This is a genomic window from Pedobacter africanus (assembly GCF_900176535.1).
Classification (GTDB): Bacteria; Bacteroidota; Bacteroidia; order Sphingobacteriales; family Sphingobacteriaceae; genus Pedobacter; species Pedobacter africanus.
This window is the reverse complement of the sequence record NZ_FWXT01000001.1, coordinates 794484-809233: the sequence shown is the minus strand read 5'-3', so window position 1 is coordinate 809233 and position 14750 is coordinate 794484. Positions and strand designations below refer to the sequence as shown.

Here is a 14750-nt window from a genome sequence, read left to right as displayed (position 1 = left end):
ATATTATAATCTCCGCTGATGCTGCTAGGGAGCTCAGCCTGAGTTGAGGGTATGTGATCTGGCATACTCTATCTGGTGTTTTGATCAGATGTCGGGGGGTGACGCTTAGAGAGGGTAGGAGAAATCATAAAGCAATTTTTAAAGCAAGAACATGTTTGCAAATCCCTCTTTTACCTTGATATGCCGTAAACCATTCACAAGTACACCTGTAGCCGTTGTGGTCTATAATTACTTTGTGCACCACGCCAGATCCTTTAACATTTGCTTCTACGTATCCATCCTTTTTATCTACAATGGTAACATCTGAATTTTCAATCAGCTTTTTTGCATTCTTAAGTCTTGGATTTAAACTAAGGATCCGTTCTGTTTTAAATGGTAGTTGTCTGTAAAAATGGTTTCTTTCCGTAACATCGTAGCCCAGAAGCCCGATAGATGACAGGTTGGAAGTGAGCTGGTCCATAGTGCCAAAATCAATGTCGTGTTCAATGGACAGTAAGGTAGGATCAAAGGTTTCATTAGATTTGAGCAGGCTGTTCAATCCATGTATCCATTCAACCGGAAGGTTCCCGGTCATGTGCTCAAGCGCTTTCCCTTCACCGGAAAACCCGCGGTAGGCATCTGGCGAAAATGCCATCAGCAACTGCATTTTACCAAACTCGCATACAATGGCGCAGGTTTCCCGGTCTGCAGATTCATAAACAAATATTTTTTCCACTATAGCCAGAATTCCCTCCAGCAGGCGTAATCTTTGTATCCCGCCTATACGCACACCGTCTGCAGTTGCAAGGGTTGAAAACGTAAATTTACCGGCTCTTTTAGTAATGAAAAAATCCCCTTTTACACTTCCTTTCGGCAAGGTCTGGAAAAGCTGTATGGTCTGGATTTTATTCGCCTCAAATTTAAGGTCCATATCTGCAAGATAAAGCTGCACACAGGTTAGTCCCTTTATCCAGCGCATTGGTAAGGTTACCTTCTTCTCTGTAACTTTAGTGGTAGAGGTGATTACCTGCATCTCCTGCTGGCCAACAGCCAGCGTAACCTTCTCATTCTTCTGGATGCTGTTCAGGGCATTGAGCATCGGGTCATTAAAGTCTACATTGGTAGTACCGGTGGCGATAAAGTCGCCATCAATTGCTTCAGGCTTCATATCCAGCCTTACATATACCCCGTTACAGGAAGAGAAACCTTCAAAACGGATCTTCTCTGTTCCCGCAGAAGCAATAGGATCTCGCAGGCTGGGCGGGATAGGGCCGAAGCTTGACCTTACCACTTTAGCAATTGTACTCCAGCATTTGGCGGTTACATATGGGTCGGTTAAACTGCCCCAAAAGAAACAGGGAATATTGTTCACACTTTCTATTTCCGTTTGGTGAGCCAGAACAAGGCTGCTGATGCCCTTAGATTTTGTATAGGTAGATATACCTTTATATTGAATTTGTAAATCTGTCATGGTTTATTTAATGATTTGTTTAATCAAAGCCTTTAATGAGGCATTGTCTTTCCATTTGCTGTAGAATGTTATTGATATTGCTGAGGGTTGCTGATTGGTTTTATACAATACATCAACGTAGTGCTCTGCCATTTTTTTAAAGTTAACCGGTAGCTTTTCGGCATTGTTAAGTTGTTTAAATATGCCTTCCGACAATTGCAGATAGGCGGAATTGTGCAAGGAAGATACATCTTTCAAAGTCCCGATGCCTTCTACCAAACGTAGAAATGCACCGTATTTATTTAAGGCAAGGTAACCCAGTTTTTCTGCAAGCAAGGTTATATCAATGGTCTGCTGCTCTACCAGGTTGATAAGCACTTCGGCAGCCATTAAACGAATTTCTTTTTTACTTTGGAAAAAGGTACAGGCAAATACCAGTGTGCTCAGGTCGGAAAAAGGAAAGCCCCCGTTGTTTAGCAAATTTAAAAAGCCTTTTAGCTCATTTCCACCTTTGTCTGCATTTGAGCAGGAAGAGTGAATAAGGAAGCAGGCAAGCGCATCTGCATTTTGCGGCATCAGACTGTGCCAGTAGTAAACATTTCCTTCACTGCCCATATGATATTCCCAGGTATTTTTCCTGCCATACATGTCGATACCGAACAAACAATAGTCAGGTACATTTTGATACCCCGGAACCTTAAAGCTCAGTTCGTACCAGGAAGGTGACCGTTCCTTTTGCTTGGTGTTATAATTCATGTATTCATTCCATTGTTCTTTAATTTCCAGCTCCGGTTTAAAAGGGGCAACAACAAAAGGATAATTTTTAAGGTAAGTGTCTTCAAACTGCGGGAATATTTCCTGCGGATAATAGGTCCGTGCAGCTACACTCTTTATAGCCTTGTAATCGGTGTCATCTCCAGTTACTTTTGAGACCAGCTTGCCCAGTAGGGAATTGGTTTTAAAAGTAATTTCTTTGGTGGTACCCAGGCAAAATGCCATCAGGTTTTTTAGCTCACCTGTGAGTTGATCCAACAACGGAATGGCTTCATTTGTTTGTTCGCGCGGCATCCGCCCTATGGCAATGTTCAGATCCAGGTAATTGATCTTGATGTTATTATTTTGTCGGGCAATTAATCTTTCCATTAAAACTTTTGGTGCTATCCAATAAGGTTTGTGCGTTGGAAATGATAGTAGCGATAGGCTTGAAGTGTTGTTCATTTGTTCCTGCACAGCATATAACATAGGCTTAATCAGTAATAAAGTCCGGGTTTTATGATAACTGTTATCTTTTATCCTTAATGCATAATTCATATCATACATCTTTTGTTGCAGGAATACGCTGGTATAAGCCTTATGGATGCTGTCAAAATATTTCTTTTCCAGCTGTTTTTTATAAGGATTGAGCTGGGTAGCATAATCGGCCGGAAAAAGATGCTTTTGGGTTATATAAGTATTCAGCAGGACTTCTGTATCCAGGACTTCATCCGAATTGATAAAGCTTCCAAACAGGTAAATGATGTCGTTCCAGTCTTTAGGTAGTACAACTTCTTCGAGCAGTACTTTTCTTGTCTCAGGTGTAAAATGATAGGTTTCTGTGGCCGCTGTATATTCGGTTTGTGCGCCTCCGGGTAGTAACTCGCCCAAATTTGCCGAAATGCTCCCCTGCATGAGTGAAGTATAGCCCGCCAGCTTTTCCTGCAGGTCCTTATCCTTTGCAGAAGTGATTTTTAGCAGTACTTTGGTAGCCCGTTCTTGCAGGTTCAAATCAGGGATCAGGTATACATCTGCAACAAGCGAGCTTATTTTTTTACTTAGTTTTGGATACAGCCTGGTCATTTTTTCCAAAACAGGAAGCGCAGATTTGATGGCCGTTTTGTTGTCGTTACCCATCATCACAGGCTCCAGCCAATCCAAAAATGAAGTGGCATTAAATTTCTTATGCTCATACATCTTTTTGAGCAGTTCCATTGCAAAATTGCCTACAGGGGCATAAGGGTATTGTAAACAGGCAAAAATATGCTCCTGGTGTACCATTAATTCTTCTGCTTCCGGGTTCAGGCTGGTTAACCTTTTTCTAAAGAAAGATTTGAGGTTATTGCTCCAGTCTTTGGTTTGTATGAGGATGGCTTGTGAGATGAATTGTTTGCGGTCCAGTTTACCTTCCTGAAGCAATGTTTGATAGATAATTTCCCAGGCATTGAATATATTGTAATCCTGCTGATCATTATCCCTAAAGGGCAGGTTGTGTAAGTTTGTCTCATAATTAAACAATTCAGGCACATCACGCTGGTACGCCAGGGTATCTGTTGTAACGTAGCTGATGTAATCTCTTACAGTAATTTTTGAGGCCCACTGGGTAAAGCATGAGATGCACATCGCATACAATTCGGGCGACCAGCTTACAAATCCCCTGGCTTCAAGGAGACGTAAGGCCTGGTAGTCGAACTTTCGCCATTCATCTTGTCTTAACTTTTGGAGTATGAAGTCTGCTATCCAGCCGGGGGAAGACCATTCCAGCACTGCCATAATCTGAGGTTCGTGGGCCTTTTCCAGGAATTGGAAAACTTCATGCCAGGGATTTATTTCGGTTTTATTGAACAGGGCTAGGGCGCTAAGTACGATGACTTCTTTTTGTGCATCATTGGCGCGGATACCCCATCGCGAATGATTAAATTTAGCCCCTGGTTCTTTACTGAGGTCAATAAAATCCATCCAATATTTTTTGTTTTTCCTGATCTGCTTTTTTAGCGCTTCAAGATTTCCCTTTGAATGTTCTTGTAAAAAGGGAAGGAGCTCGGCCACATTTCCGGATTTAACCAGAGCATCGTAAGTGGCCAGTACCTCATTTATATTGGCGGAAGAGGATGATGATGTTTTTTTGTTATTCTTAATGGCAGAACCAGGCACTACCTCGCCATTTTCAGAATACCCTTTTTTTATTTTCTCGTTCAATAGCTTTTCTGCCACTTTCAGGCATTCTTCACCACTTGTAAAAGTTTTGGTTTGTGAGGTTCCGCTTGTGCCGTTTCTGCCATAGGTAACAGTATATTCGGAACCATTTACTTCAATTTGCCAGAATTTGTCGGAGTTCCCATCAATATATTTCAGGTGTTTTCTCATATTTCCATTATTCGTCAGTTAAAACCAGAAATAAAGTATCGGGAGATAAAAGCGCTTGTCAAGTTGTAACTGCAATTTAAGACTTATGAGGACAATACAAAAATGCATGATCGAAATAGAATTCTATCTCTTTGTACCACAAAATCGTATGGTTGGAAATATATTCTTAATACTAGATTTGTAGATATGAAGATGATCATTACTTTTTTAGCACTCTCTCTTGGTCAACAGGCTCTCGCCCAAAAACCTGACACCATTTGGTATAATAACAAATGGGAAAAAACGCAGCACGTCAGTGAAAGACATTATTCCAGGGTAATAGAAAAATTAGATATAAACAACTACAGGGTAAAGGACTATTACGAAACCGGATCTTTACAAATGGAGGGCTTTTATAGTTCTCTAGATCCAGATATAAAAAATGGGGAGTTTAAGTACTGGTACAGAAACGGGAAAAAGCAAATGGATGTTACCTATGAGGACAGCAAAGAGACACAAGTTTGCCAATACGATGAAAAAGGAGAAATTACCAACGAATGGGAGTTAGTGCCTGTGTTTAAGATAGAGAATGGAAAGCCGGTAAAAGAATTTAAGGTAATTCAGCGTGCACCAAGGTTTCCAGGAGGGAAATCGGCGCTGAATGAATTTATAGTAAAGCATGTTAAACATCCTGAAGGTATTCCGATTGTAAAAGGGCAGGTAATTGTACGGTTCAAAATTAATACTGAAGGCAAAGCAGTAAATCCGACTGTCATCAGTAGTTTAAGCTCGGAATACGACCGCGAGGCTATTAACTTAATAAATAAAATGCCCAATTGGGAACCCGGTAAGCAAGACGGCAAACCAGTAGTAATTACACTTTCATTACCAATTAACTTCAATTAGGCGTTAATAGATCGGTCTGCTTCTTGGCTGTGGCATACTTCGATAAGAAGCATGGTGATATATTTAGACCATGGAAAATTATGTTTAAATGGCCTTTTTAAGAAACTTGTCAATTTCAATCAATGATTTTTCTCCCGTTCCGCGAAAGACTACTTTACCGTTTGGATTTATCAATATAGTAGTGGGATATATCTGCACCCGGTAATTTTTAGTTATTTCCTGTGCGCCAGCCCTATCTACAAATAAATGTTCCCACATCAGATTGTGTTCATTTATTAGCATTTTTACTTTATCCAAATCTTTTTTATGGTCAAATGCCACACTTACGACCTGCAGCCCCGAGCGCTTATATTTATTATGAATCTCTAAGAGCTTTGGTAATGCAGCAATGCAGGGTTTACACCAGCTTCCCCAAAAATCCAGCAACACATATTGCCCTCTTTTTTTATTTAATGAAATTTTTTTGTTGGTAAGTAGGTCCTTACCGGTTATTTCTGGTGCTGTTGTGTTGGTTTGTCCCATACTTTCTAGGTAGGGCGCTATATATGAAAGACACAGCGTATCATTTATTAGTGATTTTACAGTATATAACTTCTTCCCAATTGGTATAGAATCCCTTCTGCTGTGTATATAACGGTCATTTACAGACTCAGGTTTGCCTGCGGGGTCTATGCATAACGAGAACATTTCATTTTTATAAAGAAAAAAGTGTGGATTATCTACGGTGATTGTCCATTTGGAATGCCCATCATTATATATCCCCTGTTTATAAGACCTATCTACAAAAGCTATAGTTGGTTTTAATGCATCATCAATTGAAGATCCCTCATTATACGCATCAACTGTAAACGGGATTTGGGCTTGCCTGATTTGTTCACCATCAAAATAATCTATGTAAACTTCAGTTTCCGGGTATATTTTTTTCTTATCTAAATCGAAAACTAATATGCTGTCATCGTTGAAATTTTTGTTACCGTTTTTGTCCACGATCACATATTTCAAATGATCTTTCAGGCCGATAAAAACCCCAATTAAATTCCTGGAAATAGTATTTTTATACAAATAGCTTGTGTCAATAGCATGGTCATTTTTTAAAAAATACTCATAAGTTGCCTTGGGTATCTTTTTGTTGATCATATCTTCAAGATAGGCCTGCATTGTATTAAATTTAATCTCCGCAATTGCCCATTTTTCGTATCTGGTTGTATCGTAACCTTTGTACTCCGAAATGCCGGTTACTTTCCATGCCGGACGATATAAATTACCGATTCCGTACTCGCCTATTTTATTGGATAGGGGTATTTTTACAGTTTGAGCAAAACTGCAAAGGTTAATTAGAACAAGAAACAGTAAAATAAATTTTTTCATCTATTTATTTTCGCCCCGGATGTAAGTCCGGGGCTGAGTTGCATGCCTCAAATATCGAGATTATAGCAGTAAGTCCCGTAATCAAGGTCGCTACATTTTTTTTGCTGAGATCCACTCAATACCGCATAACCGTCGGTAGCAATACATGATCCTTCGCATAGTACAAAAGAAACTGCATAACTTGCTGCATCGGGTTTCAATATTAATCCGGGCGGGAAATTAAAGCAAAAAATGTAATATTTGTTATAATTGAGGATTTTTGTATTATGCAAACAGCAGTTCAGAATAAACGTACATTAATATCCTTACTTAGGGCCAATGGCCAGAAGCTGAGAGGGTATGAATGCTCCGGAAAACAGACTTGAAATATTATGTTAGACTTTTATTTAATACACGATGACCAGGCAACACCAGAATATCCTGAACAGGGTGGCCTTGAACAAGTTGGTGGCCTTGATGAGAAATGCTTTAAAGTGCTAAAGGATAAAAAAATTATACCCGGGAACCTTGATTATTATACTGACTTCAGGTGGGATACTTCTTTATCAAAACAAATTCATGAGCATATTCAAGAAAGCGATCTCAAAACCGACAGTTGCGTAAAAACTCTTGTTGTGCTATTGGATAGCGCGAAGCATCATAAATGCGGATTGATTGCTTATTGTGATTGAATTTGTTAGTCTAGTATATCTTCATAAATTGCATACCAGCAATGGCAAACTATAAAAATATATTCGTAATTAACGGAAGTGCAAGTCAAAACTCATCGAATGAGAAGCTGATCGATAACTTTGCCCGCTTAACCAAAGAAATTTTTTGCCTGACAATTTTTAATGGGTTGAAGGACCTTCCTCATTTTGATCCGGAAAGTTCTATAGAAAACACGCCCAAAGCCATTTTAACGCTTAGAGATAACATTAAAAACGCAGACGGAATTTTAATATGTACTCCTGAGTATGTTTTTAGCATTCCGAGCGGGCTAAAAAACGCAATTGAATGGTGTGTTTCGACAACTGTTTTTTCGGATAAGCCAATAGGGTTAATTACCGCCTCTGCAAATGGAGAAAAGGGGCATGAGGAACTGCAATTGATAATGAAAACCTTAATGGCCAGGTTCACAGAAAAAACTACTTTACTGATTCAAGGAGTGAAAGGGAAAATTAGTGGCAGCGGCGAAATAACGGATAGCCAAACACTTCAGGACCTGATAAATTTTATTGAGGCTTATAATTCATTGTTAGAGGATAAGAGGTGAATATATATAGCAAATTTCACTGCGTTTCTTGTATACTTAGTTTTTTAAATCTTAAAATGAAGCCCTATGGTTTTTATAGCTAATTTTAAACGATGGAAAACGACTTAGAAGATCTTAAATATCCAATTGGCCGCTTTGTTCCTGCCAGGCAATATAACCCGGGTACGCTTGCGTCCTGGATAGGTGGTATCAGATCGGCACCATTGCTGTTCGATTACTGCATCGAAAACCTGGATGAGGCACAGTTAAATACGCCCTACAGGCCGGGTGGCTGGAATGTGGTACAGGTAGTGCATCATGTTGCAGACAGCCATATGAATGCTTATGTGAGATTGAAGCTGGCACTGACAGAAGATACACCCACCATTAGCCCTTATGACGAAAATGCCTGGGCCGAACTGCCTGACGTAAGGCTTGTGCCATTGAATGTATCGGTAACCTTGCTGCATGCGCTGCACAGCAGATGGGCAATGTTGCTGGAAAACTTAAAAGAAGAAGATTGGACAAGAACCTATTACCATCCGGGAAATAAGGCGTACATGCCGGTATGGCAAATGACCAACCAGTACAGCTGGCATGGTGCGCACCATGCGGAGCAGATTATTTCATTAAGGAAAAGAATGGGGTGGTGAACACTTATGATAAATTGTAGTATACAAAAAACAACGGAGATTACTCATTTTTATGCTTTGATAAGGCTGTTTGAAGAAGTTTTTGAAATGAAAGACTTTGTTATGCCCCCGGCAGATCATCTGGAGAAATTGCTGGCCAGGGATGATTTTTTTGTTTTTGTTGCGCTCCTGGACGGTCAGGTAATCGGCGGCTTAACAAGTTATACTTTGCGCCAGTATTATTCCACATCGCCGTTGGTGTATATTTACGACCTCGCAGTAGCAATTGAATACCAGCGCAAAGGTATCGGCAGGATGCTGATAGCAGACATCCAAAACTACTGCAAAGGGATAGGCGTTGAAGAAGTATTTGTACAGGCAGACGTGGCAGACGGTTATGCATTGGATTTCTATCGTTCTACCGGTGCAACTGCTGAAGATGTGGTACACTTTTATTATCCTTTAAAATAAAGCCTAATTATAGATGAGATGAGGTTACTTTTTAGGATTAATGTATGAATGTTTTATTTGTTTGTAGCCGTAATAAATGGCGTAGCCGAACCGCTGAAGATTTGTTTAAAGACAGTAATTTTCATAATGTACGGTCGGCCGGCACAGCTCCCGTTGCCCGCATTAAGGTATCTGAGAAGCTAGTTTCCTGGGCTGAGGTTATTTTTGTGATGGAGAAACGCCACCGTGAACAACTGAAATCCAGGTTCCCATTGGTTTTAAATGAAAAGGAAATCATTGTGCTGAATATCCCGGATGAATACGGATACATGGATGATGAACTTGTGGAATTGCTCAAAGCATCTGTAAGTACGTATTTGGAGATCTGATTATAGGGGAGTGTTTTGATTCAATAACTCATGTCTGAAATAATTACCATGCATGCCAGCTGAAATAGCAGCCCAAATGAATTTTTGACATTCTGAAACTGAAAATTTTTCATTCCAGCTGAAATTTTTTCAGCCTGAACGGGTGTTTTTGGCATTGGCATTTTGCTTGTACTAAGGATTGGGAACGTAAGGTTCAAAAGTTTAATTAATTATAAGTTTTAATCATTAAATCAAATTAAGGAGGAAAAACCTATGACACTGGTTAAATTTAATCCAAAAAGTAACACATCATTAATGCCGGGCTTTAATGATGTTTTCGATTCTATTTTAAATGACACTTTTTTTTCTGATCGCATGATGACTAAGGTTCCTGCGGCTAACATTTCTGAAAGTGCTGACCATTTTCATGTAGAGCTGGCTGCCCCTGGACTAAAGAAAGAGGATTTTAGGCTGAAGCTGGAAAGGGACGTGCTCAGCATTTCGGTAGAGCAGGTGAGTGATGATCAACAGCAGGAACGCAATTATGCCAAACGGGAATATAGTTACAGCTCGTTTGTGCGTTCATTTACTTTACCTGAAAGCGCAGACCAGAACGGAATAGAGGCCAAGTATACCGATGGGGTATTGTGTATAGATATTCCAAAGCGTGAGGAGGCGAAAGTGCAGTCTCGGCAAATTGAGATTAAGTAATTGATTGTTTTTAAATTTAGGTTAATTGGGGCCGCCCTTTGGGGTGGCTCTTTTGTATTATGGATTATGGAAACAAGTTATGAGATTTCGTTGAATATAAAGACACTGAAAGGGATGGAGACTTATGGGTGTTTTCCGCTGGGAAGGGATGAGGGCTTTGCCCGGTCTGTTTTTGGATTGCTACAGGGAGAGGATCTGGTTTTTCCCAGCTCGGTGATTACGGTTGATTTGATTAAAAGGGAAAAGGGCGTGCCTTTTCCGCTTGGTTTACGCCACTGTAATTACGAGCAGTTAGCCTATAATGTGAAGCTAATTACCAAAGAGTGGTTTAAATACTTGAATTTAGAAGGGGTAAAGGAATAAGTATTTTGCTGAGCTTTTAGCTCAGGCTTTGTTCGGTATGTGCTGTAGCTGCATGTGCATTGTGGATAATGCTTTTAATGTCAGACTTTGGCTTCTTCCCTGCATTCTGATCTTTTTGATTTGAAACAGGTTCTGCACAGTCATCCGTTTCCTGATGGTCAAATAGGTTATTTACGGTATCACAGATTTTTTGTCGCATCAGTTTTCCCTTTTCTGTTGCAAACAAGACACCTATTGCGGCGCCTACTGCAAGTCCGCCGATAAGTAATGTGATGGCTTTTGTTTTGTCTGACGATCTTGGGGTCAACAAAGACTCGATTATTTTCTTAGTTTTCATAGTAATTGGTTTATTCGTTAACATTCCATACCTGTTACCGGCTCCTTCTTGTAGCCAATACCTGTTTTTTGTTCTCCTGGCCCAGCCTTGTTCATTCTAAGGCCAGGCCAGGAGATTTTTTGTAAGATGTACTAAGCGGCCCTTCTGATTACACCCAGAACGACTGCGATGATGGCAATAACAATCAGGATGTGAATGATGCCGCCGGTGTAGAAACCGCCAAAAAAGCTAATGGCCCAAATGATGACCAAAATGACTGCGATGGTATAAAGTAAGTTCCCCATGATAGTGTTTTTTAAGGTATATGTGTGTCTACAACTTAACAAGGTCAGTTTTTGTTTTGTTTTTTTGTTTATAGTTTATTTTGCCAGCACTCCTTTTGATATCACTTTGTTATGCCCTTAGCAGATCATCTGAATTGACAATACCTTTTATAACCGAGGCTATAAAGGTTTATGTAAGCAGCAGGCTGGGCCTAGGAGTAAATTACTTATTTCCCGGCTCCAGCTTTGGCAAGCGCAATCATAATGTCCAGTTCTTTTACAACCGCTTCAGGTGTACCGTTGAAGCCAGTCATTTTAAACCGGATATTCCCGCGGCCGTCTATAATAAATTTTGTGGGAATGCCGGTGATTTTGTATTTATTGGCAACATCAAATTTCCCCAAATCACCTGCTGTTGGGGTATCCATCAGAATATTAAAGGTGTATTTTGGATTGGCTAATGCCCAATCCTTTACCGCTTGCGCTCTATTTTTTTCGTATTCAAATGTATTGATAAACAGGAAAACTACACTCGGATCATCCCTGTACTTTTCGACAGCCATTTGCATGCCTGGGAAAGATTTGATGCATGGGCCACACCAGGTTGCCCAATAATCAATAATAACGGTTTTACCTTTTAATGCTGCCAGGTTCACCACCTCACCCTTCAAATTCTTTAAAGCAAATTCGGGTGCCGGAACATCGATGATTTTTTTGGCAAAACTTTCATTTCGCTTAGTGTCCGCTTCTTTTTCCAGTTTTTCATAGTAGGTGTCAAAGTTTTCAGGACCTGAGTACTGTGCTTTTAGTATGTTTTTTAACTGTTCATTTGCCTGACCTGCTCTCACAAATCGTTCGGCAGCAGTTTTAGCCTCTTTGTTTTTGCCGTTTTTTACCAGCAATTCAACGTAACTCATGTTTGTTTCCAAATCTGAGAAGTTATTTTTATTGACAATATCCTCCATTAAAGCTAAAGCCTCCGAATTTTTGCCCATTGTTTCCAGCACCCCCGCATATACTGTTCCATACATAATATAGTTAGCGTCTAGCTGGCTCAAATATTCCGCTCTTGACTTATAATATTTAGGGTCTTCTTTGTCCAGTTTAGCCATTTCAACCAGCTCAAGGGATTTTTTTGAAATTTTAGCGTGAAATGGCAAATCGTTTTTTATTTCTTGTTTATTCCTACAAAAAGAAGAGTAAAAGGCGGCGCGCGTCAACTTAGATTCGACTTTATCAATGTAAAATTCAGTCTTTGGATAATTCTTCTCCCTATAAAAGGCCATTCCAATACTAGGAAAAACTCGTTCGATTTTCGCTGCGTCAGCTTTTTTATCGATATCCAGATTAAATTCTGTCAATACCTTATTCAGCATTTTTTCTTTTTCATCTGCCTTTTTGATTGCCCTTATTTCAGCTATAGCAGAGCTTAAGGCAGTACTTTTTTCTTCATTAATCTTATCCGCTTGGGCAAATGAGGAAACAGCCGTGAACATGGTTAGCAGCGGTAGTAAGCAAAGTTTTTTCATGATGTTTAGGTTATAATCAAATATAACTACACTGCTAGTTAAATAAAACTAAATATTTAGTTTTATATATTTGAAATATGATTGATGTAATTGATTTCAAACAGTCAGTAATTGACCGAAGTTTCCCTAATAAATTGCCCCTGTACTTGCAGGCGCTGTGGTATGACGGAACAGGTGATTGGAAAACTGCCCATGATTTGATTGACAGGCTGACAGACCAGCGGTCTGCACATATTCATGCTTACCTGCACCGCAAGGAAGGTGACATTTGGAATGCTGACTACTGGTATAAAAGAGCCGGAAAGATCAGGCCTCAGTTTTCCTTGGAAGAAGAATGGGAAATGCTGGTTAGGGAATATACCCAATAGAAACAGGATAAAGTTTACACCTCATAGGCAACCCTTGCAAACTTATTTCTGTATTCAATTGGGGTAAGCCCGGTAACTTTTTTAAAAGTATCTCTAAAGGCTTTTGTATCTGTATAGCCTACATCGAGCATGATTTCGGATATATTCTTTCTTGTTGCTTCAAAGAATTTTTTGGCTGCTTCTATTCTTACCCTTTGTATATACTCTATGGAGGTATTGTTGGTCGCATCCTTAAATCTTCTTTCGAATGTTCTGCGGCTTGTGTTAATTAAACAGGCTAATGATGCTATCGATATTTTATTGTCGTAGTGTTTTTCGATATGGTCCTGTACTTTTTGAATTTCTTCGTCTCCATGGTTTCTCTGGCCTTTGAATATCGCAAACTGCGATTGGCTGTCTCTGCCGATATCTAAAGCAAAATATTTGGAGATCGTTACAGCTGTTTCCCGGTCTGCAAACTTTTCGACCAGGTATAATATTAAATTCCATAAACTGCTTGCCCCGCCACTGCTGTAAATATTTTCGTGTTCTGTAATGATGGCGCCATCTTCTACTTCCACCTCAGGATACCTTTCCCTGAAATCGTTAATATGGGCCCAATGGGTAGAACATTTTTTACCATCGAGTAAACCTGTTTCGGCTAAAAGAAAAGCACCGAGGCATAAACTGGCAATACTAGAGCCATTTTGATACAGCCTTTTAAAATGGGGCAGTGCCTCTGCATTGCTGTGTATCCCTTTGAGGATGTCGCCAAATGCAGGTGGGATGATCAGCAAGTCTGTTTCTGGAACATCTTTGATCAACCGGTTGGTTTTAATGGTGTATTCCCCGTTGTTGGCCGGTACGTAGTGATCCAAACCCACGTACTCTACCTCAAAAATTGATTTTTTGCCAGATGCAGTTAAAAACTCATTGGCAGTATGAAAGCTTCTAAAAGCGGGCGTAACTGCTTCAATTACCCCGTACTGAGGTACAAAAACTGAAATTCGCATGTCGATTATAAAGTTAAACTACTAAGCTACGAAAATAGTTTTGTGATGAACTATTTGCTACCTTCGTTAAAGGAAATTAGCTATGCATGCTTATCAGACGCTTTTAGATAAAGAACTACTCGACCTGATGAAGGCCGATAACGAACATGCCTTTAGCGAAATTTACAAAAGAAACTGGAAGAAGCTTTACAAATCTGCCTTAAATGTACTGGACGACCATGATGCTGCCCTTGATATTGTACAGGAGGTTTTTGTATGGTTCTGGAACCACCGTGCCGACCTTAAAATATATTCGATTCAAAGCTATTTATTTGTAGCCGTTAAATATAAAGTTGCCAATTACATTAGAAAGGAAAAAGTAAGGGGGGCTTTTTATGAAAGGATAAGGCTGGCAGATGTTGCCCGGACTTTTGATGACACTTCACTGGAAGTGAAAGAACTGATTGAATTTATAAAGGATTTTACTGCTGATTTGCCTGAAAGGTGCCGGGAAGTGTTTGAGCTGAGCAGGCACGAAAACCTGAACAACAAGGAGATTGCATTAAAATTGGGCATCTCAGAAAAAACGGTAGAAAACCACCTTACAGTGGCGCTAAAAAAGCTTCGCAAAAAAATGAACGACCTGAATGTATGGTCGATAATTTTTTTTTAATGCGACTAGGGGATAAGCGCCTGTTAGGTGCCTTATAGTATATAGCCCC

17 protein-coding genes are annotated in these 14750 nt (G+C 39.8%); 10 read left to right on the top strand and 7 right to left on the bottom strand.

Annotation, left to right across the window (positions count from 1 at the left end; all coding sequences use genetic code 11):
• Positions 1-124: 124 nt before the first annotated feature.
• Together B9A91_RS03290 and B9A91_RS03285 are read right to left on the bottom strand one after the other, a co-directional pair.
• Complete coding sequence (locus B9A91_RS03290; protein WP_084236986.1) at positions 125-1450, bottom strand: SWIM zinc finger family protein; 1326 nt, start codon at positions 1448-1450, stop codon at positions 125-127.
• Between the two features lie 3 nt (positions 1451-1453).
• Positions 1454-4549, bottom strand: a complete 3096-nt coding sequence (locus B9A91_RS03285; protein ID WP_084236985.1) for a DUF6493 family protein — start codon at positions 4547-4549, stop codon at positions 1454-1456.
• A gap of 186 nt (positions 4550-4735) precedes the next feature.
• Here B9A91_RS03285 and B9A91_RS03280 point away from each other — a divergent pair, with 186 nt between their 5' ends.
• Positions 4736-5434, top strand: coding sequence for an energy transducer TonB (locus B9A91_RS03280; protein WP_159451630.1), 699 nt, complete (start codon positions 4736-4738; stop codon positions 5432-5434).
• An 84-nt stretch (positions 5435-5518) separates the two neighbouring features.
• Here B9A91_RS03280 and B9A91_RS03275 read toward each other — a convergent pair whose 3' ends face one another.
• Complete coding sequence (locus tag B9A91_RS03275) at positions 5519-6802, bottom strand: TlpA family protein disulfide reductase (protein ID WP_084236983.1); 1284 nt, start codon at positions 6800-6802, stop codon at positions 5519-5521.
• A 371-nt stretch (positions 6803-7173) separates the two neighbouring features.
• Here B9A91_RS03275 and B9A91_RS03270 point away from each other — a divergent pair, with 371 nt between their 5' ends.
• The 7 genes from B9A91_RS03270 (at position 7174) to B9A91_RS03240 (ending at position 10560) form a co-directional block, all read left to right on the top strand.
• Entirely contained in the window at positions 7174-7473 is a 300-nt protein-coding gene (locus B9A91_RS03270) for a hypothetical protein (protein WP_084236982.1), read from the top strand.
• A 41-nt stretch (positions 7474-7514) separates the two neighbouring features.
• Positions 7515-8057, top strand: a complete 543-nt coding sequence (locus B9A91_RS03265; RefSeq protein ID WP_084236981.1) for an NADPH-dependent FMN reductase — start codon at positions 7515-7517, stop codon at positions 8055-8057.
• 92 nt (positions 8058-8149) lie between these two features.
• A complete protein-coding gene (locus B9A91_RS03260; protein ID WP_084236980.1) occupies positions 8150-8689 on the top strand; it encodes a YfiT family bacillithiol transferase in 540 nt (179 codons plus the stop codon).
• 6 nt (positions 8690-8695) lie between these two features.
• A complete protein-coding gene (locus tag B9A91_RS03255) occupies positions 8696-9139 on the top strand; it encodes a GNAT family N-acetyltransferase (protein ID WP_084236979.1) in 444 nt (147 codons plus the stop codon).
• 44 nt (positions 9140-9183) lie between these two features.
• Entirely contained in the window at positions 9184-9507 is a 324-nt protein-coding gene (locus B9A91_RS03250; protein ID WP_084236978.1) for a low molecular weight protein tyrosine phosphatase family protein, read from the top strand.
• Between the two features lie 252 nt (positions 9508-9759).
• Entirely contained in the window at positions 9760-10197 is a 438-nt protein-coding gene (locus B9A91_RS03245; RefSeq protein WP_084236977.1) for an Hsp20/alpha crystallin family protein, read from the top strand.
• A gap of 66 nt (positions 10198-10263) precedes the next feature.
• Positions 10264-10560: a hypothetical protein gene (locus B9A91_RS03240; protein WP_144008844.1), complete on the top strand. Its 297-nt coding sequence runs from the start codon at positions 10264-10266 to the stop codon at positions 10558-10560.
• Between the two features lie 16 nt (positions 10561-10576).
• Here B9A91_RS03240 and B9A91_RS03235 read toward each other — a convergent pair whose 3' ends face one another.
• The 3 genes from B9A91_RS03235 to B9A91_RS03230 all read right to left on the bottom strand — a co-directional run bounded on the left by B9A91_RS03235 (position 10577) and on the right by B9A91_RS03230 (position 12689).
• Positions 10577-10897, bottom strand: coding sequence for a YtxH domain-containing protein (locus B9A91_RS03235; RefSeq protein WP_159451629.1), 321 nt, complete (start codon positions 10895-10897; stop codon positions 10577-10579).
• 131 nt (positions 10898-11028) lie between these two features.
• Positions 11029-11181: a lmo0937 family membrane protein gene (locus B9A91_RS23930; protein WP_015808438.1), complete on the bottom strand. Its 153-nt coding sequence runs from the start codon at positions 11179-11181 to the stop codon at positions 11029-11031.
• A gap of 206 nt (positions 11182-11387) precedes the next feature.
• Positions 11388-12689: a TlpA family protein disulfide reductase gene (locus B9A91_RS03230; protein WP_084236974.1), complete on the bottom strand. Its 1302-nt coding sequence runs from the start codon at positions 12687-12689 to the stop codon at positions 11388-11390.
• A gap of 77 nt (positions 12690-12766) precedes the next feature.
• On the opposite strand from B9A91_RS03230, the gene B9A91_RS03225 reads away from it, so the two are divergent.
• Positions 12767-13057 carry a hypothetical protein gene (locus tag B9A91_RS03225; protein WP_084236973.1) on the top strand — a complete coding sequence of 97 codons (291 nt, stop codon included), beginning with the start codon at positions 12767-12769 and terminating at the stop codon, positions 13055-13057.
• A 14-nt stretch (positions 13058-13071) separates the two neighbouring features.
• Here B9A91_RS03225 and B9A91_RS03220 read toward each other — a convergent pair whose 3' ends face one another.
• A complete protein-coding gene (locus B9A91_RS03220) occupies positions 13072-14049 on the bottom strand; it encodes a GlxA family transcriptional regulator (RefSeq protein WP_084236972.1) in 978 nt (325 codons plus the stop codon).
• A gap of 82 nt (positions 14050-14131) precedes the next feature.
• Between B9A91_RS03220 and B9A91_RS03215 the strand changes: the two genes are divergently transcribed.
• On the top strand, positions 14132-14701 hold the full coding sequence (locus B9A91_RS03215; protein WP_084236971.1) for an RNA polymerase sigma-70 factor: 570 nt from the start codon (positions 14132-14134) through the stop codon (positions 14699-14701).
• The last annotated feature ends 49 nt before the right edge of the window (positions 14702-14750 follow it).